Here is a 22,706-nt window from a genome sequence, read left to right as displayed (position 1 = left end):
GGCTTTGGACTTTGTGTGGGTGACGTTATTCAAAAAACTTATGTCGCTTTATTTACTTAATTTAATAGTGAGAAAAAATGCCGCAGTCGATTGAAAAGTTGCCACTGAGTGCACTGGTCGCACTGGTGGTGGGGTCGATGATCGGCGGCGGGATCTTTTCCCTGCCGCAAAATATGGCGGCTCGGGCCGATGTCGGTGCGGTGCTGATCGGCTGGGCCATCACCGCCATCGGCATGCTGACCCTGGCCTTGGTGTTCCAGACCCTGGCCAATCGCAAGCCGGAGCTGGACTCGGGCGTGTACGCCTATGCCAAGGCCGGGTTCGGCGACTACATGGGTTTCTCGTCTGCCTGGGGCTACTGGATCAGCGCCTGGATGGGCAATGTCGGCTACTTTGTGCTGCTGTTCAGCACTTTGGGCTACTTCTTCCCGGTATTCGGCCAAGGCAACACGCCGGTGGCCATCGGGTGTGCTTCGTTGTTGCTGTGGGCGGTGCATTTTCTGGTGTTGCGCGGGATCAAGGAGGCGGCCTTCATCAACCTGGTGACCACCGTGGCCAAGGTCGTGCCACTGCTGATGTTCGTCGTCATGGCCGCTGTGGCCTTCAAGGCCGAGATTTTCACCCGCGATATCTGGGGCGCGATGAGCCCGGACCTGGGCAGTGTGATGGACCAGGTGCGGCACATGATGCTGGTCACGGTGTTCGTGTTCATCGGCATCGAAGGCGCCAGCGTCTATTCGGCGCGGGCAGAAAGACGTGCGGACGTAGGGCGTGCGACGGTGATCGGGTTCCTCGGCGTATTGGCGCTGCTGGTGCTGGTAAATGTGTTGTCCCTGGGGGTCATGAGCCAGCCGGAACTGGCACAGTTGCAGAACCCATCCTTGGCCGGCGTGCTGGAGCACATTGTCGGGCCCTGGGGCGCGTTGCTGATCAGCGTGGGGTTGGCGGTTTCATTGTTGGGAGCCTTGCTGTCCTGGGCGCTGCTGTGTGCTGAAATCCTCTACGCCACCGCCCGGGACAAGACCATGCCCGCGTTCCTGACCAAGGAGAATGCCAATCATGCGCCGGTCAATGCGCTGTGGTTGACCAATGGCATGATCCAGCTGTTCCTGCTGATCACTCTGTTTTCCGCAGGCACCTACACCAGCCTGATCTACCTCGCCTCGTCGATGATCCTGGTGCCGTATCTGTGGTCGGCGGCCTATGCGGTGCTGCTTTGCGCCCGGGGGGAAACCTACGAACAGGGCTCGGCCCGGCGCATGAAAGACCTGTGCATCGGTGGCGTCGCGCTGTGCTACGCGGTGTGGCTGCTGTATGCCGGTGGCGTGAAATACCTGCTGCTGTCGGCGTTGCTGTACGCGCCAGGGGTGATCCTGTTTGCCCAGGCCAAGCGAGAACAGGGACAGCCCTTGTTCACTCATGTGGAGAAAGGCGTCTTTGCTTGTGTGATGTCCGGGGCGGGCGTGGCGGCGTATGGGTTGTACAGTGGCTTTTTGGCGCTGTGAGGCGAAGGTCACCTTTTTGGGGCGTTGAAGAGGTTCTGTGGGGGCAAGGCTTGCCCGCGATGTTCCCACCTAAATCCCCCTCGCCACAATGAACGGCCATCACCACCGTGCCCGATGCGCCCCCAGTTCCGCTGCCGGCAAGGCCCATTGCAGCGGCGTTCCGGTGATTTTCAAGGGTACCTGCAAGCGGTGGGCTGGCCCCCACGGCGTTTGTTCGACCACTAGGCCTTGATCATCCTCTGTCTCGGCTCGCAATGGGGTCGAGTCCCCGGCGCCACGTTCGATCAACAGTTTCGCCGTGCGCGCCAGTGACAAGCGTGCCGAGCCACCGTGACCGCTTGCCAGGCGCTGGGACAACAACACCAGAGCGCTGGCCGCAAGCAGATAGCCAGTACCGTGATCCAGCGCTTGCACCGGCAGCGGTGTCGGTTTGTCGGTGTGTTTCCAGCCCATGCCCGCTTCGGCGATGCCGCTGCTCATTTGCACCAGGCTGTCGAAGCCACGGCGGTTCTGCCACGGGCCGCTCCAGCCGTAGGCATTGAGGCTGACGTCGATCAGGCCCGGGGCCAGTTGCCGGCGCTGTTCGGCGCCGTAGCCCAGGCGCTCCAGGGCGTCGGCACGGTAGCCATGCAGAAAAATATCGGTGTCCTTGAGCAATGCTTCGAATGCCGCGCGATCATCGGCCCGATGCAAGTCGAGGCGGGCGCAGCGTTTGCCCAGGGTGACTTCCGGCACCACGCCGGGTTCGTTCCAGGTCGGCGGATCGATGCGCAGCACGTCGGCCCCCAGGCCTGCGAGGAAGCGGCTGGCGACGGGGCCGGCCAGCACGCGAGTCAGGTCCAGCACCTTGAGGCCCGCCAGTGGCTGGGTCACGGAGCCGAGCCAGGGTTTGCGCTGCTCTTCAGGCGTTTCACTCAGGTGCACCAGCGGCTCGGCATTGACGGCCAGGCCTTGGGGGTGGGTTTGCCAGGCCTGCCACGAACGCATCTGGGCGGCGCAACCGCCTGCATCGACCACGGCTTGCTCCAACTCGGCCTTGTTCCATCGGGCCACGCTGGCCCCCATGTCGGCGCGGTCGGTGCAGGTGCCGAGGACTTTTTCCACAGCCAGGCGATGATGCGGCGCGTTGGTGTGCAGGCGAATCCAGCCGTCGGCACTGGCGTAGTCGCCGGCCACCGGGTCCCACATCGGTGGCACGCTCCAGCCGATAGGGCGCAGGGAGGTGGAGAACCAGAACGACGCCAGGCGCCGGTCGACCTCGACAGGCGGCAGGCGACCGGTTTGTTGCTGGATGAGTTCGGTGGTTGCCTGGCCGGCCACGGCAATGCTGGCGCTGGCCAGCCCCGTGACGGCGAAGGCCGAGGGCAGGGCGCCAGCGCCAGTGAAGGTGATTGGGGTTGTGGGCAGGCCGAGCGCAGCTTGCATGGACGTGAGCAGATCTGACATCGAAAGCCCTCCAGTATGAGAGGGCGAGCATAGATCAAAAAACCGTTGGGGGCCGCTGCGCGTCCGAGTGGGAGCAAGGGCCCGGCACCCGTTCCGGGCGTGACCAGATCCACAGGTTGCCCAGGCCCATGCCGGCGAGCGCGAGGTAAACCGGCCAGCCGTGGTCGATCAGCACCAGCATCAATCCTGCACAGAGCAGCATGCTGGTGGTGGCACCGACCTTGGCCCGGCGCGCGATGACCTTGCCGTTGCGCCAGTTGTGCAGCATCGGCCCGAACAGACGATGGTTCTCCAGCCAGGCGCTCAGGCGCGGCGAACTGCGGGTCGCGGCCCAGGCGGCCAACAGGATGAACTCGGTGGTCGGCAAGCCGGGCACGACGATGGCGACCAGGCCGATGGCCAGGCTGGTGTAGGCGAGCAGGGCGAAGAGCAGTTGGGTGAGTTTTGAGGGGCGGTTCATCAGCGTTTTTCAGTCATGCACAATCTCTGTGGGAGCGGGCAAGCCCGCTCCCACAGAGAATAGCGGTGATTTTCAGGCCAACTCGGCCGCGTAGGCCTGTTCCAACAGCACCGTAAACCGGTTGAAGGCGTCCAGCGCGCCTTTGTCCGCCTCGGCTTCCTGCTGTTCGGTAAAGGCCAGGCCGTCGAGGGTGCGTGTGAAGGATTTCCAGCCTTCGGCGCGCCCACCGGCAGGTTCTGCCAGGTGCCGGGCGCCGAAGGCCTCGCTCAGCCCCAGGCCCACGGCCCGCTTGATCAAGAACGCGGCGCCGAGCTTGGAGCCTTCGGAGACGAACAGCCAGCCCAAGGCCTCAGCCTGAGTCGGGTTTTTCACCGCACCGGCCACTGGCGCGGGGACTTCGGTGTCCAGGTCGACAAGATCCGCCTCGGCCGCATCCGCCCGGCATCGGTCCGGCAGGTCGGGAATCAGCGCGGACAGTTCGGCGTCGTTGTACAGCGCCACCAGTTCTGACTGGAACAGGTACTGGGCGACGACGAAACGGGCGAAGCTGGCCGGGGTTTCGAACGGGGCGTGGGCCTTGACCAGCGCGTCGAGCTTGCTGTGGGGCTCGTGGGTGATCTGGTTCAGGCGTTGGGAACGTGAAGCGGGACGTTGTGTGGTCATGAAAAAATCCTTCAAATGAGAACTTGTGGCGAGGGAGCTTGCAGCCGCTCGCTTCGTGTAGGAGCTGTCGAAGGCTGCGATCTTTTGATCTTTCGCTTGAGACTCAAGTGTCTTGGGAAAGATCGCAGCCTCGTTGCACTCGACAGCGCCTACGGCAGACAGCTTCTACGGTGCAGAGCCGTCAGATATCCCAGATCAGGTTCACCGCGAAGTTACGCCCTGGCGCGGTCAGGCGATCGAGGTTGGCGGGGCTCAGCACCGCCGCTTCGCCGACGCTGTCGTAGCCGCGCACGTCATCCCACCGCCAGTACTTCTTGTCGGTGAGGTTGTAGAGACCGCCACTGACGGTTAGGTCGTCGGTCACCTTGTAGAAACCGCTCAGGTCGAGGATGCCGAAGCCCGGTGTCTTGAACTGGCTGCTCACGCCATCGGGCGAGTTGAAGTTGCTGTCGTCGACGCGGTCCTTTTTCTTGACCAGGGTCCAACTGAGCAAAGTGCCGTAGCGGTCCTGGTCGTAGCCCAGGCCGAATACGCCGCTCAGCGGGTTGACGCTGTTGAGCGGTTCGCCAGTGTCGTCGTTGCGACCGTACGCGTAGGCCACCGAGCCTTGGGTGTACAAGCCCTTCGGTGCGCCGAACACGTCCAGGTCCAGGCGTCCCTTGACTTCGGCGCCCTTGATGGTGGCGTGCTTGATGTTGTTGCTCTGGAAGGTCAACTGGTCGGCGCCGGGGGTGATGGCATCTTCGTTGATGAAGTCGCGGTACCTGTTGTAGAACACCGCCACGTCGAACGAGCCGGAATCGAAACGGCCGCGCAGGCCGGTCTCGTAACTCTTGCTTTTTTCCGGTTCCAGATCGGGGTTGGGTTTTACGCTGTAGCCGACGCTGGGGTTGTCGAAACGACCGTACAGGGCCTTGGCGGTCGGTGTGCGGAAACCTTCGGCGTACTGGCCGTACCAGGTGTACTCATCGCTCAGGGCGTAGGTCGCGCCGAACTTCGGTGAGACGCGATGCCAGGTCTTGTTCTTGTCGCTGACTGTACCGCCGCCGGTAGGGTTCACGGCGTTGAGGAACTCCTCGGTCAGGTGCGGCTTGAGCCGGGTGTAGTCGTAGCGCAGGCCTGGCGTGAAGGTCCAGCGGTTCCAACTGATCTGGTCCTGGGCGAACAGGCTGTAGGTGTTGATGGTCGGGTCCGGGAAATCACTGGCTTTTGCCAGCACGTCCCGGGTGCTGATGGCGCCTACCGCGGAGCAACCGGCACCGATCGCCAGGCACACACCATTGCCGCTGCGCGAGCCGGTGACTTTTTGTTGCTTTAGGGTGGTGCCGTACGTCAGCGCGTGATCGGTGTCGGCGACGCTGAAGGCCTTGTCCAGTTGCGCGTCGAAGACCCACTGTTTCTCTTCATAGAGGGTCTCCCGGGTGCGCAGGACCTGGCGGGTGATGGGGAAATAGAACTCGGCGGTGCTCTCATCGGTCTTGGCGACCTGGTGGTTCAGGCTCCACTTGATGTGATCGGCCAGCAGGCTGTCGAGGGCGAAACTGTGCTCCAGGCCGAAACGCTCGCGGGTGATGGTGTCGTTGCCGGTGCGCCACTGGTACATGCCGCCGGGCAGCATGGAGGAGGGGATCGTGGGGCGGCCGTTGGAGTAGGGGCCGCCATAGGCGCTTTTCAGGTCGGTGTCGCGGTCGTCCTTGTATTTCTCGTAGACCAGGCCAAGGCGTGCGTCATCGCTGTAGTTCCAGCCGAGCTTGGCCAGCACGTTGTTGGCGCGCACGTCTTCCGGGTTGGCCGCGGTGCGGTCCAGGCCGGTGCCGTTGTGGCTGCCGTAGGATTCGGTTTCATGACCGTCGCGTTGGCTGTAGTGCAACAGACCGTCGAACTGTCCGCTGCGACCGGCCACCGTGGCGGACTTGAGCCAGCTCTCATCGGCGGAGCTGTAGCCGGTCTTCAGGTGGGCGCCAACGTCCTCGCCCGGCTTGATGATGTCGTCCGGATCGAGGGTGAAGTAGCTGACGGCACCGCCAATGGCATTGCTGCCGTACAGCACCGAGGCCGGGCCGCGCAGGATTTCCACGCGCTTGATGATTTCCGGGTCGACGTAGTTGCGCTGGGTCTTGGCGTAAGGCCCGTTGAAGAAGCCGCCGGGAATTTCCACGCCATCGACCTGGGTCAGGATCCGGTTGCCGTCGATGCCGCGGATGTTGTAGCCGCTGATACCGCCGCGCTGGCCCGCGCCGCCCACCGATACGCCCGGCTCATAGCGCACCAGGTCCTTGAGGGTATTGACGTTGTTGCGATCCAGTTCCTGGCGGTCGTGGACCGTGACCGTGCTCGGTACGCTGGTGATGTCCTGTTCCTGGCGGGTGGCGCTGATGGTCACCTGTTGCAACTCCAGCGCGCTGCCAGCACTGCGTTTTTCCAGGATGATGTTGTTGTCGCCCAGCTTGCGGTAGCTCAGGTTGGTCCCCACCAGCAGGCGCGAGAGGGCTTTTTCAGGTGACAGCGAGCCGTTCACCCCTGGCGAGGCGACACCTGCGGCCAGTTCCGCCGACATCCCGACCTGCCAGCCTGTGACCGTGGTGAAGGCATTCAGGGCCGAGACCAGTGGCTGCCGGGCGATGGCAAAGGTGTAGTCGCCCATGTTACGTGCAGCGGGTTGTACGGTGGTGGCGGCCAGGGCGAGCGGCGCAGTGCCGGCCATCAGGAGGGCGGCGGTGAGCAGTGACAGCGTGCAAGAAGGGGCAAGAAACCGGCAAGTAAGGCGAGAGGACATCGATAGCGCTCCGTGTCGCATCTGTTATAGGTGCAGATTCACATCGCTGGATGCGAATCAATTGCATTGACTATAACGAGACGAATCAGCGGAGCCTATCGAGTAAAAATAATTCTCATTTAGTTCAAGATGACCAGCGCCGGGAACTCCTGAAGCTGCGCCGAGGTGATATTGGCTAGCGAACGGACCACGTCCAATGGCTGGTCGAGGCGGTAATTGCCGGTCACGGCAACGTTGGCCAACTGTTCGTTGCTGTTGATGATCCAGCCGGGGTAATAGCGTCGCAGCTCGGCCAGTACCTGGCTCAGTGGCCGGTTTTCGAACACCAGCCGACCCTGGACCCAGGCCAGGTCAGTGTTGGCATCGAGCCGGGCCGGGTGGTCGAAGCCGTTGGGGCCGATGCGGATGCTTTCGCCGGCCGACAGTCGTACATGGGCGTCGTTGCGGGTGGCCCGCAGGTCCACGTCGCCGCGCTGCACCTGGACCTGGGCCACGCCGTCGAGGTAACGCACGGCGAACGTGGTGTCGCTGACGCTGGCCATGACCGGGCCGGCATCGATTTCCAGCGGCAGGTTACGGTTGCCCGGGACTTCGAAAAATGCCTCGCCCTTGTACAGGCGCGCCACATGCCGCTGTTCGTTGAACGTGCTGGAGAAGGCCGAATCAGTGTTGAGCAGGACCTTGGAGCCGTCCTCCAACTGCAAGCGCTGGCGCTCACCGACCACGGTCAGGTGGTCGGCCTGCAAGCGCAGGGGCAGGTCGCTGAAGTTGAACAGGCCGAGAAACAGCACGGCGGCGGTGGCCAGGGGTTTCCAGTGGGCGCGCAGGCGCGACAGCACGGAGACCTTGGACGTGGCTTCAAGTCGGCGGGCACTTTCCATCACCTGCGGGCCGTTCCAGATCGACTGGGCCCGGGCGAACGCCTCGCCGTGGCGTGGATCGGCCGCCAGCCAGGCGTGGAACTGCCGCGTCTGTTCCTCGCTGGGGTTGTCCAGCAGGATCAGCCAGTCCAGCGCCTGCTCCATGGCATGGGCGGTTTCCTGCGTCACAGTGGGCTCGGCAGAGCGGTGATTGTCCGTCACAGTGGGTTCTCGGTATTAGCGGCACGGGCTCAAGCTACAAGCTGTATGCAGCAAGTGGCAAGCGTGTACGCAGCTTATGGCCTGAAGCGTGGGGCGGGTCACTGCTCGCCGTGGCTGCGTTCAGCCACTCCCACACAGATCGCCATGATCAGTTTCAGTTCCTTTTGCACGGTGCTCAGGGACACGCCCAGGCGTTCGGCGATTTGCTGGTAACTGTGACCCTGCAGGCGGCTGAGAATGAAAATCTGCTGCTGTCGCGAACTCAGGGCCTGGAGGCTGACGTTCAGGCGCTCAAGCAGTTGTTGGGCATGGGCGGCGTCCTCGGCACTGCTCTGGGGGGCGACGACGTTGTGGACGACCTCCGGCGGTACGTCATCCAGCACGCTCCGCGACTGGATGCGCCGGGCACGCAGATGGTCCAGCGCGAGGTTGCGGGCTGTCTGGAAAACAAAGGGTTCGAGGTGCTCGACCGTGCGTTCGCCCAGTGCGCGGGTGACGCGCAGGTAGGTTTCCTGAAGCAGGTCTTCGGCAGTGCTGGGGTTGCTGACCATGCGCTCGAGGGTGCGCAGCAGCGGCGTGCGCTGGGCGAGGAAGACGTGATGAAAGCGCGATTGACTCACGGTAGGGCCCGATCCGGTTCGAGTAGATGATAATGCTTATCATCTACTCTTTTGGTCAAGCGCTGATTCCTCGTAGGAGCTGCCGCAGGCTTCGATCTTTTGATCTTGATGTTTCGCTCGCGATTCAATTGAGCCTGAAAAGATCGCAGCCTGCGGCAGCTCCTACGGTGCCGAACATTATTCGGCGTTACACAACGCCAGGCAGTTATCCAGCATGCGGTTGGAGAAGCCCCATTCGTTGTCATACCAGGCCAGTACCTTGAGCAGCTTGCCGCTGGCCTTGGTGTGGTTGGCGTCAAAGATCGACGACAGCGGATTGTGGTTGAAGTCACTGGAGACCAGCGGCAGGGTGTTGTAGCCGAGGACCTTCGAATGCTGGCTGGCCTGGCGCAGCAGTTCGTTGACTTCTTCGGCCGAGGCTTCGCGCTTGAGTTGCACGGTCAGATCCACCAGGGACACGTTGATCACCGGTACACGCACCGCCATGCCGGTCAGCTTGCCCGCCAGCTCCGGCAGCACCAGGCCCACCGCTTCGGCGGCGCCGGTTTTGCTCGGGATCATGTTCTGGGTAGCCGAACGGGCGCGGTACGGGTCGCTGTGGTAGACGTCGGTCAGGTTCTGGTCGTTGGTGTAGGCATGGATGGTGGTCATCAGGCCGCTTTCGATGCCCAGTTCGCGGTGCAGCACCTGGGCCACAGGGGCCAGGCAGTTGGTGGTGCACGAAGCGTTGGAGATGATCTGGTGGGACTGGCGCAGGATATCGTGGTTCACGCCATACACGACGGTGGCATCGGCGCCTTTGGCCGGAGCCGAAATGATCACCTTGCGGGCACCGGCGCTGAGATGCGCGGCTGCCTTGGCACGGTCGGTAAACAGGCCGGTGCATTCGAAAACGACGTCGATCTTCTCGGCCGCCCAGGGCAGTTCGGCCGGATTGCGGATGGCACTGACAGAGATGCGGTCGCCATTGACCGTCAGGCTTTCGTGATCATGCTGCACGTCAGCATCGAACGTGCCGTGGACGGTGTCGAACTTGAGCAGATGGGCATTGATTGCACTGTCGCCCAGGTCGTTGATGGCGACGATCTGCAGGTCGCGACGATAGCCTTGGGTATACAGTGCACGGAGGACGTTGCGGCCGATGCGGCCAAAACCATTGATTGCGATTCGAAGAGTCATTAAATGCGCCGCCGTCGATTTGTTGTTGGAATTACAAGATTATTCGCATAAAAATAGAAAACAAGCCTTTTTAATGGCAATATTTTGTTTTATCTACAACGAGTGACCTGAATCAACTGGTCCGAATGGTCAAAAACCGTCTGTCGTCTCGCCTTTTACACAGCGTGCAGTGGGCTTTTGATCAGCATAGACAATCAGGTCGCCACACCCGTTAGCCTGGAGTTCTACACATGCATCCCCGCGTTCTTGAGGTCACCGAACGGCTTATCGCCCGCAGCCGCGCCACGCGTCAGGCTTACCTTGCATTGATCCACGATGCAGCCAGCGACGGTCCGATGCGCGGCAAGCTGCAATGCGCCAACTTCGCGCACGGCGTGGCGGGTTGCGGCACCGAAGACAAGCATCACCTGCGGATGATGAACGCCGCCAACATCGCCATCGTGTCGTCCTATAACGACATGCTTTCGGCCCACCAGCCCTACGAAACCTTCCCGGAACAGATCAAGAAAGCCCTGCGCGAGATTGGCTCGGTCGGCCAGTTCGCCGGTGGCACGCCAGCGATGTGCGACGGCGTGACCCAGGGCGAGGCGGGGATGGAACTGAGTCTGCCGAGCCGCGAAGTGATCGCGCTCTCCACGGCGGTGGCGCTGTCCCACAACATGTTTGACGGCGCACTGATGCTCGGCATCTGCGACAAGATCGTCCCAGGCCTGATGATGGGCGCGCTGCGCTTCGGCCACTTGCCGACGATCTTCGTGCCAGGCGGGCCGATGGTCTCGGGCATTTCCAATAAGGAAAAAGCCGACGTGCGCCAGCGCTATGCCGAAGGCAAGGCCACCCGCGAAGAGCTGCTGGAATCGGAGATGAAGTCCTACCACAGCCCCGGCACCTGTACCTTTTACGGCACCGCCAACACCAACCAGTTGTTGATGGAAGTGATGGGTCTGCACTTGCCGGGCGCCTCGTTCGTCAACCCGAATACGCCACTGCGCGATGCCCTGACCCGTGAAGCGGCGTTCCAGGTCACGCGCATGACCAAGCAAAGCGGCAACTTCATGCCTATCGGCGAAATCGTCGACGAACGCTCGCTGGTCAACTCCATCGTCGCGTTGCATGCCACCGGCGGCTCCACCAACCACACCCTGCACATGCCGGCCATCGCCATGGCGGCGGGTATCCAACTGACCTGGCAGGACATGGCCGACCTCTCTGAGGTGGTGCCGACCCTGAGCCACGTCTACCCGAACGGTAAGGCTGACATCAACCACTTCCAGGCGGCGGGCGGCATGTCGTTCCTGATCCGTGAATTGCTGGAAGCCGGTTTGCTCCACGAAAACGTCAACACCGTGCTCGGTCACGGCCTGAGCCGTTACACCCAGGAACCGTTCCTCGAGGACGGCGAGCTGGTGTGGCGCGACGGCCCGATCGAAAGTCTTGACGAAAACATCCTGCGCCCAGTGGCTCGCGCGTTCTCGTCTGAAGGCGGCCTGCGGGTGATGGAAGGCAACTTGGGCCGTGGGGTGATGAAGGTCTCCGCCGTGGCCTTGGAAAACCAGATTGTCGAAGCGCCAGCGATGGTGTTCCAGGATCAGCAGGACCTGGCCGATGCATTCAAGGCTGGCCTGCTGGAGAAAGATTTTGTCGCGGTGATGCGCTTCCAGGGGCCGCGCTCCAATGGCATGCCCGAGCTGCATAAAATGACGCCGTTCCTCGGCGTGCTGCAGGATCGTGGCTTCAAAGTGGCGCTGGTGACCGACGGGCGCATGTCTGGCGCGTCGGGGAAAATCCCGGCGGCCATTCATGTCAGCCCCGAAGCCTATGTCGGCGGTGCATTGGCCCGGGTGCAGGAGGGCGATATCATCCGTGTCGATGGCGTCAAAGGCACCTTGGAATTGAAGGTGGACGCCGAGGAATTCGCCGCGCGCACGCCGGCCAAGGGCCTGTTGGGCAACAACATCGGCACCGGTCGCGAGCTGTTCGGTTTCATGCGCATGGCCTTCAGCTCCGCGGAGCAGGGCGCCAGCGCCTTCACTTCTGCCCTGGAGACGCTTAATTGAAACTGGCTTTGGTCGGTGACATCGGTGGGACCAACGCACGCTTTGCGCTGTGGAAAAACCACACCCTGGAAAACATTCAGGTGCTGGCAACGGCCGATTATGCCTGCCCGGAAGATGCCATCCAGGTGTACCTGAACGGCTTGGGCCTGAAGCCGGGCGCCGTCGGTTCGGTGTGCCTGTCGGTGGCCGGTCCCGTGAGCGGCGATGAGTTTCGCTTTACCAACAATCATTGGCGCCTGAGCAACCTGGCGTTCTGCCAGACCTTGCAAGTGGAGAAGCTGGTGCTGGTCAACGACTTCTCGGCCATGGCCCTGGGCATGACCCGTTTGCATCCCGATGAATACCGGGTCGTGTGCGAAGGCACCCCGGAGCCGTTGCGCCCGGCAGTGGTGATCGGCCCAGGCACCGGGTTGGGCGTTGGTACGTTGCTGGACTTGGGCGAAGGCCGTTTCGCGGCGTTGCCGGGGGAGGGCGGCCATGTCGACCTGCCCATGAGCAGCCCGCGGGAAACCCAGCTGTGGCAGCACATCTACAACGAAATCGGCCATGTCAGCGCCGAAACCGCCCTGAGTGGCAGCGGGTTGCCTCGGGTGTACCGGGCCATTTGCGCGGTGGATGGCCATGTGCCGGTACTCGACACCCCCGAATCCATCACTGCCGCCGGCCTGGCTGGCGACCCCATTGCCCTCGAAGTGCTCGAGCAGTTCTGCCGCTGGCTGGGGCGTGTGGCCGGCAATAATGTGTTGACGCTGGGCGGGCGCGGCGGTGTCTACATCGTCGGGGGCGTGGTCCCGCGGTTTGCCGATTTCTTCCTCGAAAGTGGTTTCGTCCGCTGCTTCGCCGACAAGGGCTGCATGAGCGATTACTTCAAGGGCATTCCGGTCTGGCTGGTGACCGCGCCGTACTCCGGCCTGATGGGCGCGGGTGTGGCGTTGGAGCAGTCGGCGCACGCTTGAAGTTTGAAATACGACCCCTTGTGGGGCGGGCAAGCCCGCTCTCACAAGGGGGGTAGTGTGTTTGTAGTCCTCATCCATCAGGCATAATCGCCCCCATCCAAACAACAAGGACGAGGCCCGTGAGTTCAGTGAACAAATCGATTTTGTTGGTCGACGACGACCAGGAGATTCGCGAACTGCTGGACACCTACCTCAGTCGTGCGGGTTTCCAGGTGCGGACCACACCCGACGGCGCCGGGTTTCGCCAGGCGCTGAACGATGCGCCGAGCGACCTGGTGATCCTCGATGTGATGCTGCCCGATGAAGACGGCTTCAGCCTTTGCCGCTGGGTTCGTCAGCACCCACGCCAGGCCCATGTGCCGATCATCATGCTCACCGCCAGTTCCGACGAGGCCGACCGGGTCATCGGCCTTGAGTTGGGCGCCGATGATTACCTGGGCAAGCCTTTCAGTCCGCGTGAATTGCAGGCGCGCATCAAGGCGCTGCTGCGTCGGGCGCAATTTGGCCAGGAACGCTCCGGCGGCGAAGTGCTGGCCTTCGATGAATGGCGGCTGGACATGGTCAGCCATCGGCTGTTTCACGCCGACGGCGAAGAGGTGATTCTCTCCGGTGCCGATTTCGCCCTGCTCAAGTTGTTTCTCGATCATCCCCAGGAAATCCTCGATCGCGACACCATCGGCAATGCGACCCGTGGTCGTGAGTTGATGCCCCTGGATCGGATCGTCGACATGGCGGTCAGCCGTCTGCGCCAGCGCCTGCGTGACACCGACAAGCCGCCGCGGCTGATTCGCACGGTGCGTGGCAGCGGTTATCAACTGGCGGCCAGTGTGGTTGCCAGCAATGGTCATTGACGGGTTCAAAAAAGTCGCCCGACGGGTGCCGGTGCCGCGCTCGTTGCTAGGACGGATGCTGTTGCTGACGTTGCTGGTGGTGTTGTTCGCCCAGACCTTGTCGAGCCTGATCTGGGTCGCGCAACTGCGCGCCACCCAGCTCGAAGGCCTGGTCACCAGCGCCCGCAGCCTGGCCCATTCGATGACCGCCAGCGTCAGTTATTTGCGTTCTCTGCCGGTGGCGTACCGGCCATTGGTGCTGGACCAGTTGCGCAGCATGGGCGGCACGCGGTTTGTCGTCACCCTCAACGACAAGCCCCTGGGCATGGATGTGCTGCCGGTCACGCCGCGCAAACTGGCGGTGCTCAAGGCGGTGGACGATGTGCTGCGTCGCTCGTTGGGCAGTAGCGCCGACATCTCGGTGACGTTCGTCAGCCCCGATGACCTGCGGATTTTCAATGCTGGGCTCAAACTCGATGAACTGCCCCGTTCGTGGGCTCACTACGCCTTGACCCTGGAACCGGTGAACCCTCCGGTGCTGGTCACGCAGATCCAGATGGCGCCGGGAGAATGGCTGTACATCGCCTCGCTGCTGCCCGAACCCTACACCAGCCTTGAAGAGCAAGGCCTGCCCAAGCAACAGGTCGGTTTCATTGTGCTCACCAGCAGCTTGTTGTTGCTGTTCATCGGTTTGCTGGTGCACTGGCAGAGCCGGCCGCTCAAGCGTCTGGCCCGGGCCGCGCGAGACATGTCCCTGGGCGCCGAAGTGGAGCCAGTGGCCGAGGGCGGCGGCAGCGAAGTGGTGGAGGTGGGGCGGGCGTTCAATGCCATGCGCGAACGCATCAGTCGGTACCTGACGGAACGCAGCCAGTTGTTCAGCGCGATCTCCCACGACTTGCGCACACCGATCACCCGATTGCGGCTGCGGGTCGAGCTGCTGGAAGACGAGAACCTGCAGGCCAAGTTCGGTCGTGACCTGGATGAGCTGGAACTGCTGGTCAAAGGCGCGCTGCAATGCGTCAAGGACACCGACATCCACGAAAACATCGAGCCGGTGGACCTCAACCATGTGCTCGATTGCCTGGTCGAACCTTACCTGGCGCCCAACGGCAACGGCCAGGTGACTCAGGATGGCCGGGCGCTGGCGCCATATCCCGGCAAGCCGCTGGCCCTCAAACGCTGCATCGGCAACCTGATCGACAACGCCTTGAAATACGGGCAGAACGCCCATCTGCACATCGATGACGATGAAGCCGCGTTCATCCTGCACGTCGACGACGAAGGTCCCGGTGTGCCGGAACAGCGCCTGGAGCAAGTCTTCGAACCGCACTTCCGCCTCGCCGGGCAACAGCAAGGTTATGGCCTGGGCCTGGGCATCGCCCGCAACATCGCCCACAGCCATGGCGGGGAAGTGAGCTTGCAGAACCTGCGTGAAGGCGGTTTGCGGGTGACGTTGCAGTTGCCCCGCAGTGTCGATTGATCGGTCCGCGTTATCGTTCATCGCGAGCAGGCTCGCTCCCACAGTGGGTGTCATGGAACACCGATCTCCTTGTACAAGCGAGCTTGCTCGCGATGGCGCCAGTAGCCTCAACGCCTCTCCCAGGTAAATGTCACAACTCGGTGACATAACTCGCCCCTTTCGTTACCTGCCCCTCGCCATCCCTTGTTTAGACTCCCTGCGTCAAAACAAGAAAAAAGGTACCACCCAATGGACACCTTCCAACCGGCCTTCAGCAGTTGGCTGAATGCCCCTGCCCATCAGCAATGGCTTGCCGACGAAGGCTTGCGGCTGCTGGCGTTCGCCCAGGCATCGAAGCTGGCGGACGGCTTTGGCAACCTGGACGAGCGTGGCCATCTGCCGGCCGATGCCCAGGCCGAGACCATGAACACTGCGCGCATGACCCACAGCTTCGCCATGGCCCACATCCAGGGCCTGCCGGGCTTTGCCGAGCTGGTAGACCACGGCGTCCAGGCGCTGAGCGGCCCTTTGCGCGACGCCGAGCACGGTGGCTGGTTTGCCACGACGCGGCCTGATGAAGACGGCGCGGGCAAGGCGGCCTACCTGCATGCATTCGTTGCCCTGGCGGCCAGTTCCGCGGTGGTGGCCCAGCGTCCCGGCGCCCAGGCTTTGCTGGATGAGGCGGTGCGGATCATCGATGAGCATTTCTGGAGCGAAGAAGAGGGGGCGCTGCGCGAATCCTTTAACCGCGATTGGAGCGAGGAAGAGGCCTATCGTGGCGCCAATAGCAACATGCACGCCACCGAAGCCTTCCTCGCCCTGGCCGATGTCACCGACGACCCACGTTGGCTGACCCGCGCCCTGCACATCGTCGAACGGGTGATCCACGGCCATGCCGCCACCAATGACTACTTGGTGGTGGAGCACTTCGATCGCCACTGGCAGCCGCTGCGCGAATACAACCAGGACAATCCTGCCGATGGTTTTCGCCCCTATGGCACCACCCCAGGCCACGGTTTCGAATGGGCGCGACTGCTGCTGCACCTTGAAGCGGCACGGGTCCAGATCGGCATGTTGACCCCGGGTTGGCTGGCCCAGGACGCACAAAAACTCTTCGATCAGAACTGCCACCACGGCTGGGGCGTCGATGGTGCGCCGGGCATTGTCTACACCCTGGATTGGGACAACCGCGCCGTGGTTCGCCATCGCCTGCACTGGGTTCACGCCGAAGCGGCGGCTGCTGCCAGCGCCTTGCTCAAACGCACCGACGAGGCGAAGTACGAAGCCTGGTACCGGCGCTTCTGGGAGTTCTGTGACAAACATTTCATCGACCGCTGCAACGGCAGCTGGCATCACGAACTCGATCCGCAGAATTGCCCCAGCGCCGACATCTGGCCGGGCAAGCCGGACCTGTATCACGCCTGGCAGGCGGTCTTGATTCCGCGCCTGCCCCTGGCACCGAGCATGGCGTCAGCCCTGGCGCGGTTATCCAGCGCTTCGCCTGTGTAACCATGTCGTGACATTTACACGTCCCTTCGTTACCTGCGAAGGGATTCCCTCTGATTAGAATCTATGCAGCGCAAGCACCAGACTTGCATGCATAACAACAAGAAAGGTAATTCTAGATGAATGCGATTTCTCGCCTCGCTACTGTCATTTCTCTTGCTTCCTTGCTTCCCGTCGCAGCATTCCCTGTCACTACCCTTGCCGCTGAATCCAAAGGTTCCGTGGAAGTCGTCCACTGGTGGACGTCGGGTGGCGAAAAAGCCGCGGTCGATGTGCTCAAGGCCCAGGTAGAAAAAGACGGCTTTACCTGGAAGGACGGCGCTGTCGCCGGGGGTGGTGGTTCCACTGCCATGACTGTGCTCAAGAGCCGTGCGGTGGCCGGCAACCCACCGGGTGTCGCCCAGATCAAGGGCCCGGACATCCAGGAATGGGCGTCCACCGGGCTGCTCGACACCGACGTGCTGAAAGACGTTGCCAAAGCAGAGAAGTGGGACAGCCTGCTCGATAAGAAAGTCTCCGATACCGTGAAGTACGAAGGTGACTACGTTGCCGTGCCGGTGAACATCCACCGCGTCAACTGGCTGTGGATCAACCCGCAAGTCTTCAAGAAAGCCGGCATCGAAAAAGCTCCGACCACCCTCGAAGAATTCTACGCGGCGGGCGACAAGCTCAAGGCCGCGGGTTTCATCGCGCTTGCCCACGGTGGCCAGCCTTGGCAGGACAGCACCGTGTTCGAAGCCGTGGTGCTTTCGGTCATGGGCGCCGATGGCTACAAAAAGGCCTTGGTCGACCTGGACAACAAGGCACTGACCGGGCCGGACATGGTCAAGGCGTTGACCGAGCTGAAGAAAATCGCGACCTACATGGACGTTGACGGTAAAGGGCAGGACTGGAACCTGGAAGCGGCCAAGGTCATCAACGGCAAGGCCGGCATGCAGATCATGGGTGACTGGGCCAAGAGCGAATGGACCGCGGCGAAGAAAGTCGCCGGCAAGGACTACGAGTGCGTTGCCTTCCCGGGCACCGACAAGGCCTTCACCTACAACATCGACTCCCTGGCGGTGTTCAAGCAGAAGGACGATGGCACCGCGGCTGGCCAGCAGGACATCGCCAGGGTCGTGTTGGGTGAGAACTTCCAGAAAGTCTTCAGCATCAACAAGGGCTCGATCCCGGTGCGTAACGACATGCTGGGCGACATGGCCAAGTACGGTTTCGATTCCTGCGCACAGACCGCTGCCAAGGACTTCCTGGCGGACGCCAAGTCCGGCGGCCTACAGCCAAGCATGGCGCACAACATGGCGACCACGCTGGCCGTACAGGGGGCGTTCTTTGATGTGGTGACCAACTACATCAACGACCCGAAAGCCGACCCTGCCGATGCTGCCAAGAAACTGGGCGCAGCGGTCCAGTCTGCCAAGTAATTAGCGCCGCAGTCCCCATGTGGGGGCGAGACTGTGGGAGCAAGGCTTGCTCGCGATGAACGATGACGCGGTCATTAGAAAGACCGAGGTGCCTTCATCGCGAGCAAGCGCAGCGCCCACACAAGCTTGCTCCCACAAAGGGATGTCCTTGTAACCTTGTTTTGGATCTTCCCATGAGTTCTGTTGCTGTGTTCAGCAAGGCCTCGCCGTTCGATGTGTTGCAGCGCTGGCTACCAAAACTGGTGCTGGCGCCGAGCATGTTCATCGTTCTGGTGGGCTTCTATGGCTATATCTTGTGGACGTTCGTCCTGTCGTTCACCACTTCGACGTTCTTGCCCAACTACAAATGGGCAGGCCTGGCGCAATATGCCCGGTTGTGGGACAACGACCGCTGGTGGGTGGCAAGCAAGAACCTGGCGCTGTTCGGCGGCCTGTTCATCGGTATCACGCTGGTGATCGGCGTGTTGCTGGCGGTGTTCCTTGACCAGCGCATTCGTCGTGAAGGTTTCATCCGCACCATTTACCTGTACCCGATGGCGCTCTCGATGATCGTCACCGGTACGGCCTGGAAATGGCTGCTCAACCCGGGCATGGGCCTGGACAAATTGTTGCGTGACTGGGGGTGGGAAGGCTTCCGCCTGGATTGGCTGATCGACCCGGATCGCGTGGTGTACTGCCTGGTGATCGCAGCGGTATGGCAGGCCTCGGGCTTCATCATGGCGATGTTCCTGGCCGGCCTGCGCGGTGTCGATCAATCGATCATTCGTGCCGCGCAGATCGATGGCGCAAGCATGCCGCGCATCTACTGGAAAGTGGTGCTGCCGAGCCTGCGGCCGGTGTTCTTCAGCGCCGTGATGATCCTGGCGCACATCGCGATCAAGAGCTTCGACCTGGTGGCGGCGATGACGGCCGGCGGCCCGGGTTATTCCTCCGACCTGCCAGCCATGTTCATGTATTCCTTCACGTTCAGTCGCGGTCAGATGGGCATGGGCTCGGCCAGTGCAATCCTGATGCTCGGTGCGATTCTCGCAATCATCGTGCCTTACCTGTACTCCGAGCTGAGGACCAAGCGTCATGACTAGTCTCGCTACTAAACCTTCCATCAGCCTGAGTCGCATCGCGATCTACGCGGTACTGATCCTCGCCGTACTGCTTTACCTGGTGCCGTTGGTGGTCATGCTGTTGACCAGCTTCAAGACGCCGGAGGACATCAGTACCGGCAACCTGCTGAGCTGGCCGACCGTGGTCAGCGGTATCGGTTGGGTCAAGGCCTGGGCGGCGGTCGACGGTTACTTCTGGAATTCGATCAAGATCACTGTGCCGGCGGTCATGATCTCTACGGCTATCGGTGCCTTGAACGGCTACGTGTTGTCGATGTGGCGCTTCCGAGGCTCGCAGTTGTTCTTCGGCCTGCTGCTGTTCGGTTGCTTCCTGCCGTTCCAGACTGTCCTGCTGCCGGCTTCGTTCACCCTCGGCAAAATGGGCCTGGCCAGTACCACTTCCGGCCTGGTGTTCGTGCACGTGGTCTACGGCCTGGCATTCACCACGCTGTTCTTCCGTAACTACTACGTCAGCATTCCCGATGCGCTGGTCAAGGCGGCGCGGCTGGACGGCGCGGGTTTCTTCACCATTTTCCGGCGGATCATCCTGCCGATGTCCACCCCGATCATCATGGTCTGCCTCATCTGGCAGTTCACGCAGATCTGGAACGACTTCCTGTTCGGCGTGGTGTTCTCCAGCGGTGACTCGCAGCCCATTACGGTGGCGCTGAACAACTTGGTCAACACCAGTACCGGGGCCAAGGAATACAACGTGGACATGGCGGCGGCGATGATCGCCGGGCTGCCGACCCTGCTGGTCTATGTGGTCGCAGGCAAGTATTTCGTGCGCGGTCTGACGGCCGGCGCAGTCAAGGGGTAATCATGGCAACGCTTGAACTTCGCAACGTAAACAAGACCTATGGTGCCGGCCTGCCGGACACCCTGAAGAACATCGAGTTGTCGATCAAGGACGGTGAGTTCCTGATTCTCGTCGGGCCTTCGGGCTGCGGCAAGTCGACGCTGATGAACTGCATCGCGGGCCTTGAGACCATCACCGGTGGCGCGATCATGATCGGTGATCAGGATGTCAGCGGCATGAGCCCGAAGGATCGTGACATCGCCATGGTGTTCCAGTCCTACGCGCTGTACCCGACCATGAGCGTGCGCGAGAACATCGAGTTCGGCCTGAAAATTCGCAAGATGAACCAGGCCGCCATCGACGAAGAAGTCACCCGCGTGGCCAAGCTGCTGCAAATCGAACACCTGCTCAATCGCAAGCCCGGCCAGCTTTCCGGTGGCCAGCAACAGCGCGTGGCCATGGGTCGGGCACTGGCGCGGCGGCCGAAGATCTACCTGTTCGACGAACCGCTGTCCAACCTCGACGCCAAGCTGCGGGTCGAGATGCGTACCGAAATGAAACTGATGCACCAGCGCCTGAAGACCACCACGGTCTACGTGACCCACGACCAGATCGAAGCCATGACCCTGGGCGACAAAGTGGCGGTGATGAAGGACGGGATCATCCAGCAGTTCGGTACGCCGAAAGACATCTACACCAACCCGGCCAACCTGTTCGTGGCGAGTTTCATCGGTTCGCCACCGATGAACTTCATCCCACTGCGCCTGCAACGCAAGGACGGTCGCCTGCTGGCGCTGCTCGACAGTGGCCAGGCCCGTTGCGAACTGCCGATGGGCATGCAGGACGCCGGCCTGGAAGACCGTGAGGTGATCCTGGGTATGCGCCCGGAGCAGATCATGCTGGCGGGCAGCGAGTCCAATGGCTTGCCGACCATTCGCGCCGAAGTCCAGGTCACCGAGCCTACCGGGCCGGACACCCTGGTGTTCGTCAATCTCAACGACACCAAGGTCTGCTGCCGCCTGGCGCCGGACGTGGCGCCGCAAGTCGGGGAGACCCTGACGCTGCAATTCGATCCGTCGAAAGTGCTGCTGTTCGACGCTCAGTCCGGTGAACGCCTGGGCGTGGCCGGTCAGCCGCAGGCAGATGCCCGGTCGGCGAACGTGGCGCAGTTCAAAGGCCGATGAAGAACAGATGGGGGAGCAGGCCTGCTTCCACAGCAAGGAGTATGCGGTGGATGGGGACATCCGCCGCAATCGTTGTAAACCGCGTTAGATAAAAACAGTTAATAACAATAAAGACGAGGATGTAGGGATGAAGAAGAAAAACAACGCCCAGCTTATCTGCCAGCTATCAGCCGTTGCGGCGATGATGCTGGCCGGTAGCGCACACGCTGCCGACGCGTTCAGCGCCGATTCGCAGTGGATGACGGGTGACTGGGGGGGCGAGCGGACCAAGCTGATCGAACAAGGTATCGATATCAAGGCTGACTTCGTCGGTGAGATGGGCGCCAACCTCGACGGCGGTTACAACGATGACAAGACGGCGCGTTGGTCCCAGCAGTTTGGCTTGGGCGTCGCGCTGGACCTGGAAAAACTGGCGGGCTGGGGCGACACAACGGCCAAGATTCAGTTCACCCGGCGTGATGGTCGCAACATCTCTAACGACCGTATCGGCGATCCACGTGCCGGTACCCTCAGTTCTTCCCAGGAAGTCTGGGGTCGTGGGCAAACCACCCGTCTGACCCAGTTGTGGATCCAGCAAAAGTATTTCGACAGTAAGCTGGATGTCAAAGCCGGTTATTACGGTCCAGGCGAAGACTTCAACACCTTCCCGTGCGAGTTCCAGAACCTGGCGTTTTGCGGTTCCCAAGCGGGTAACTGGGCAACCGGCATCTGGTACAACTGGCCGATCATGCAGGCGGCGATTCGCGTCAAGTACAACCTCACGCCTGAGCTCTACGCGCAGATCGGTGCCTACAACCAGAACCCTTCGCAACTGGAAAACAAAAACCGCTATAAACTCAGCGGCAGTGGCACCAAGGGCACTCTCATTCCGATCGAGTTGGTCTGGTCGCCCAAGCTCAATAGTCTGCCGGGCGAGTACCGTATCGGTTACTACAAAAGTACGGCCAAGGCAGATGACGTCCGTAAGGACGACGATGGCAACGACGCCGCGACCACCGGCAACGCCTATCGCAGCCACAGCAGCAAGGACGGCTACTGGTTCGTGGCGCAGCAACAGCTCACCACCCACAACGGTGACGCTTCGCGCGGTCTGAACATCGCCGCCAACGCCACCTTCCACGACAAGGAAACCAACTTCGTCGACAACTACCAGTCGCTGATGTTCGTGTACAAAGGGCCGTTCGATGCGCGTCCTAAAGATGACGTCGGGATCGGTTTCTCCCGTATCCATGTCAACGAAGACGTGAAGAAAAACGCCGAACTGGTCAACGCCGCCAATGGCGTCAGCGACTACGATGATCCACTGTTCGCGCCGTTGCGTGGCACCGAGTACAACTACGAGATCAACTACGGTTTCCACGTGACCAACTGGCTGACCGTGCGTCCCAACCTGCAATACATCACTCACCCAGGTGGTGTGGATGAAGTCGACAACGCGCTGGTGGCCGGCCTGAAAATTCAGTCGGTGTTCTAACGCTGTTGCGATAAGCTCCTCTCTATGTGCGCATATTTGCGGACAGCCAAGGCTGTCCGCTTTTTTTTGGGGAGCGCAGGACTTGCTCTCGCTGGGTTCTGTAGGAGCTGGCGAAGGCTCGGGCCGCGTTCGGACGATCTTTTGAGTTTGATCTTTCGCTCTCGATTCAATGGGCTGTGGAAAGATCGC

Annotated in this window: 18 protein-coding genes; 11 read left to right on the top strand and 7 right to left on the bottom strand. The window is 61.7% G+C overall.

Annotated features, from left to right (window positions below):
* Positions 1-77 precede the first annotated feature (77 nt).
* Complete coding sequence (gene arcD, locus AACY31_RS03355) at positions 78-1,505, top strand: arginine-ornithine antiporter (RefSeq protein ID WP_339475998.1); 1,428 nt, start codon at positions 78-80, stop codon at positions 1,503-1,505.
* Between the two features lie 99 nt (positions 1,506-1,604).
* Here arcD and AACY31_RS03350 read toward each other — a convergent pair whose 3' ends face one another.
* The 7 genes from AACY31_RS03350 to gap all read right to left on the bottom strand — a co-directional run bounded on the left by AACY31_RS03350 (position 1,605) and on the right by gap (position 9,731).
* Complete coding sequence (locus AACY31_RS03350; RefSeq protein ID WP_339475996.1) at positions 1,605-2,951, bottom strand: CoA transferase; 1,347 nt, start codon at positions 2,949-2,951, stop codon at positions 1,605-1,607.
* Between the two features lie 34 nt (positions 2,952-2,985).
* Entirely contained in the window at positions 2,986-3,411 is a 426-nt protein-coding gene (locus tag AACY31_RS03345) for a YbaN family protein (RefSeq protein WP_339475994.1), read from the bottom strand.
* A 72-nt stretch (positions 3,412-3,483) separates the two neighbouring features.
* Positions 3,484-4,074 (bottom strand): biliverdin-producing heme oxygenase, encoded by a 591-nt coding sequence (locus AACY31_RS03340; RefSeq protein ID WP_339475991.1) that lies wholly within the window; start codon positions 4,072-4,074, stop codon positions 3,484-3,486.
* 181 nt (positions 4,075-4,255) lie between these two features.
* Positions 4,256-6,850, bottom strand: a complete 2,595-nt coding sequence (locus AACY31_RS03335) for a TonB-dependent receptor (protein WP_339475989.1) — start codon at positions 6,848-6,850, stop codon at positions 4,256-4,258.
* A gap of 119 nt (positions 6,851-6,969) precedes the next feature.
* Positions 6,970-7,932: a FecR family protein gene (locus AACY31_RS03330; protein ID WP_339475987.1), complete on the bottom strand. Its 963-nt coding sequence runs from the start codon at positions 7,930-7,932 to the stop codon at positions 6,970-6,972.
* A 98-nt stretch (positions 7,933-8,030) separates the two neighbouring features.
* Entirely contained in the window at positions 8,031-8,552 is a 522-nt protein-coding gene (locus AACY31_RS03325) for an RNA polymerase sigma factor (protein ID WP_339475984.1), read from the bottom strand.
* Positions 8,553-8,729: 177 nt separating this feature from the next.
* The gene (gene gap, locus AACY31_RS03320; protein WP_339475982.1) at positions 8,730-9,731 is read right to left on the bottom strand and encodes a type I glyceraldehyde-3-phosphate dehydrogenase; all 1,002 of its coding nucleotides are present in this window, start codon (positions 9,729-9,731) and stop codon (positions 8,730-8,732) included.
* A gap of 230 nt (positions 9,732-9,961) precedes the next feature.
* Between gap and edd the strand changes: the two genes are divergently transcribed.
* From edd to AACY31_RS03270, 10 genes are all read left to right on the top strand, one after another.
* The gene (gene edd / locus AACY31_RS03315; RefSeq protein ID WP_339475979.1) at positions 9,962-11,788 is read left to right on the top strand and encodes a phosphogluconate dehydratase; all 1,827 of its coding nucleotides are present in this window, start codon (positions 9,962-9,964) and stop codon (positions 11,786-11,788) included.
* The gene (locus tag AACY31_RS03310) at positions 11,785-12,744 is read left to right on the top strand and encodes a glucokinase (protein ID WP_339475977.1); all 960 of its coding nucleotides are present in this window, start codon (positions 11,785-11,787) and stop codon (positions 12,742-12,744) included. Before edd ends, AACY31_RS03310 begins: the two co-directional genes overlap by 4 nt.
* Positions 12,745-12,863: 119 nt before the next feature.
* Entirely contained in the window at positions 12,864-13,595 is a 732-nt protein-coding gene (locus tag AACY31_RS03305; protein ID WP_339475975.1) for a response regulator transcription factor, read from the top strand.
* The gene (locus AACY31_RS03300; RefSeq protein ID WP_339475972.1) at positions 13,585-15,054 is read left to right on the top strand and encodes an ATP-binding protein; all 1,470 of its coding nucleotides are present in this window, start codon (positions 13,585-13,587) and stop codon (positions 15,052-15,054) included. The genes AACY31_RS03305 and AACY31_RS03300 overlap by 11 nt, the downstream gene beginning before the upstream one ends.
* A 228-nt stretch (positions 15,055-15,282) precedes the next feature.
* Complete coding sequence (locus AACY31_RS03295; RefSeq protein WP_339475969.1) at positions 15,283-16,542, top strand: D-mannose isomerase; 1,260 nt, start codon at positions 15,283-15,285, stop codon at positions 16,540-16,542.
* Between the two features lie 116 nt (positions 16,543-16,658).
* Complete coding sequence (locus tag AACY31_RS03290; RefSeq protein ID WP_339475966.1) at positions 16,659-17,960, top strand: ABC transporter substrate-binding protein; 1,302 nt, start codon at positions 16,659-16,661, stop codon at positions 17,958-17,960.
* Between the two features lie 173 nt (positions 17,961-18,133).
* Positions 18,134-19,042 (top strand): carbohydrate ABC transporter permease, encoded by a 909-nt coding sequence (locus AACY31_RS03285; RefSeq protein WP_339475964.1) that lies wholly within the window; start codon positions 18,134-18,136, stop codon positions 19,040-19,042.
* Positions 19,035-19,880, top strand: a complete 846-nt coding sequence (locus AACY31_RS03280; protein WP_339475962.1) for a carbohydrate ABC transporter permease — start codon at positions 19,035-19,037, stop codon at positions 19,878-19,880. The genes AACY31_RS03285 and AACY31_RS03280 overlap by 8 nt, the downstream gene beginning before the upstream one ends.
* A gap of 2 nt (positions 19,881-19,882) precedes the next feature.
* Complete coding sequence (locus tag AACY31_RS03275; protein ID WP_339475960.1) at positions 19,883-21,043, top strand: ABC transporter ATP-binding protein; 1,161 nt, start codon at positions 19,883-19,885, stop codon at positions 21,041-21,043.
* 127 nt (positions 21,044-21,170) lie between these two features.
* The gene (locus AACY31_RS03270) at positions 21,171-22,517 is read left to right on the top strand and encodes a carbohydrate porin (protein ID WP_339475957.1); all 1,347 of its coding nucleotides are present in this window, start codon (positions 21,171-21,173) and stop codon (positions 22,515-22,517) included.
* Positions 22,518-22,706: the final 189 nt, after the last annotated feature.

Origin of the sequence: Pseudomonas sp. RL_105y_Pfl2_101 (assembly GCF_963970585.1) — a bacterium.
Taxonomy (GTDB): domain Bacteria; phylum Pseudomonadota; class Gammaproteobacteria; order Pseudomonadales; family Pseudomonadaceae; genus Aquipseudomonas.
Note: the sequence above shows the minus strand (reverse complement) of the source record. Positions and strands in the feature narration are given on the sequence as shown.

Excerpts from the sequence above, each read along its gene's own strand:
- arcD (WP_339475998.1), top strand. The coding sequence starts at position 78 with ATGCCGCAGTCGATTGAAAAGTTGCCACTGAGTGCACTGGTCGCACTG.
- AACY31_RS03350 (WP_339475996.1), bottom strand. The coding sequence starts at position 2,951 with ATGTCAGATCTGCTCACGTCCATGCAAGCTGCGCTCGGCCTGCCCACA.
- AACY31_RS03345 (WP_339475994.1), bottom strand. The coding sequence starts at position 3,411 with ATGAACCGCCCCTCAAAACTCACCCAACTGCTCTTCGCCCTGCTCGCC.
- AACY31_RS03340 (WP_339475991.1), bottom strand. The coding sequence starts at position 4,074 with ATGACCACACAACGTCCCGCTTCACGTTCCCAACGCCTGAACCAGATC.
- AACY31_RS03335 (WP_339475989.1), bottom strand. The coding sequence starts at position 6,850 with ATGTCCTCTCGCCTTACTTGCCGGTTTCTTGCCCCTTCTTGCACGCTG.
- gap (WP_339475982.1), bottom strand. The coding sequence starts at position 9,731 with ATGACTCTTCGAATCGCAATCAATGGTTTTGGCCGCATCGGCCGCAAC.
- edd (WP_339475979.1), top strand. The coding sequence starts at position 9,962 with ATGCATCCCCGCGTTCTTGAGGTCACCGAACGGCTTATCGCCCGCAGC.
- AACY31_RS03300 (WP_339475972.1), top strand. The coding sequence starts at position 13,585 with ATGGTCATTGACGGGTTCAAAAAAGTCGCCCGACGGGTGCCGGTGCCG.
- AACY31_RS03295 (WP_339475969.1), top strand. The coding sequence starts at position 15,283 with ATGGACACCTTCCAACCGGCCTTCAGCAGTTGGCTGAATGCCCCTGCC.
- AACY31_RS03290 (WP_339475966.1), top strand. The coding sequence starts at position 16,659 with ATGAATGCGATTTCTCGCCTCGCTACTGTCATTTCTCTTGCTTCCTTG.
- AACY31_RS03285 (WP_339475964.1), top strand. The coding sequence starts at position 18,134 with ATGAGTTCTGTTGCTGTGTTCAGCAAGGCCTCGCCGTTCGATGTGTTG.
- AACY31_RS03280 (WP_339475962.1), top strand. The coding sequence starts at position 19,035 with ATGACTAGTCTCGCTACTAAACCTTCCATCAGCCTGAGTCGCATCGCG.
- AACY31_RS03275 (WP_339475960.1), top strand. The coding sequence starts at position 19,883 with ATGGCAACGCTTGAACTTCGCAACGTAAACAAGACCTATGGTGCCGGC.
- AACY31_RS03270 (WP_339475957.1), top strand. The coding sequence starts at position 21,171 with ATGAAGAAGAAAAACAACGCCCAGCTTATCTGCCAGCTATCAGCCGTT.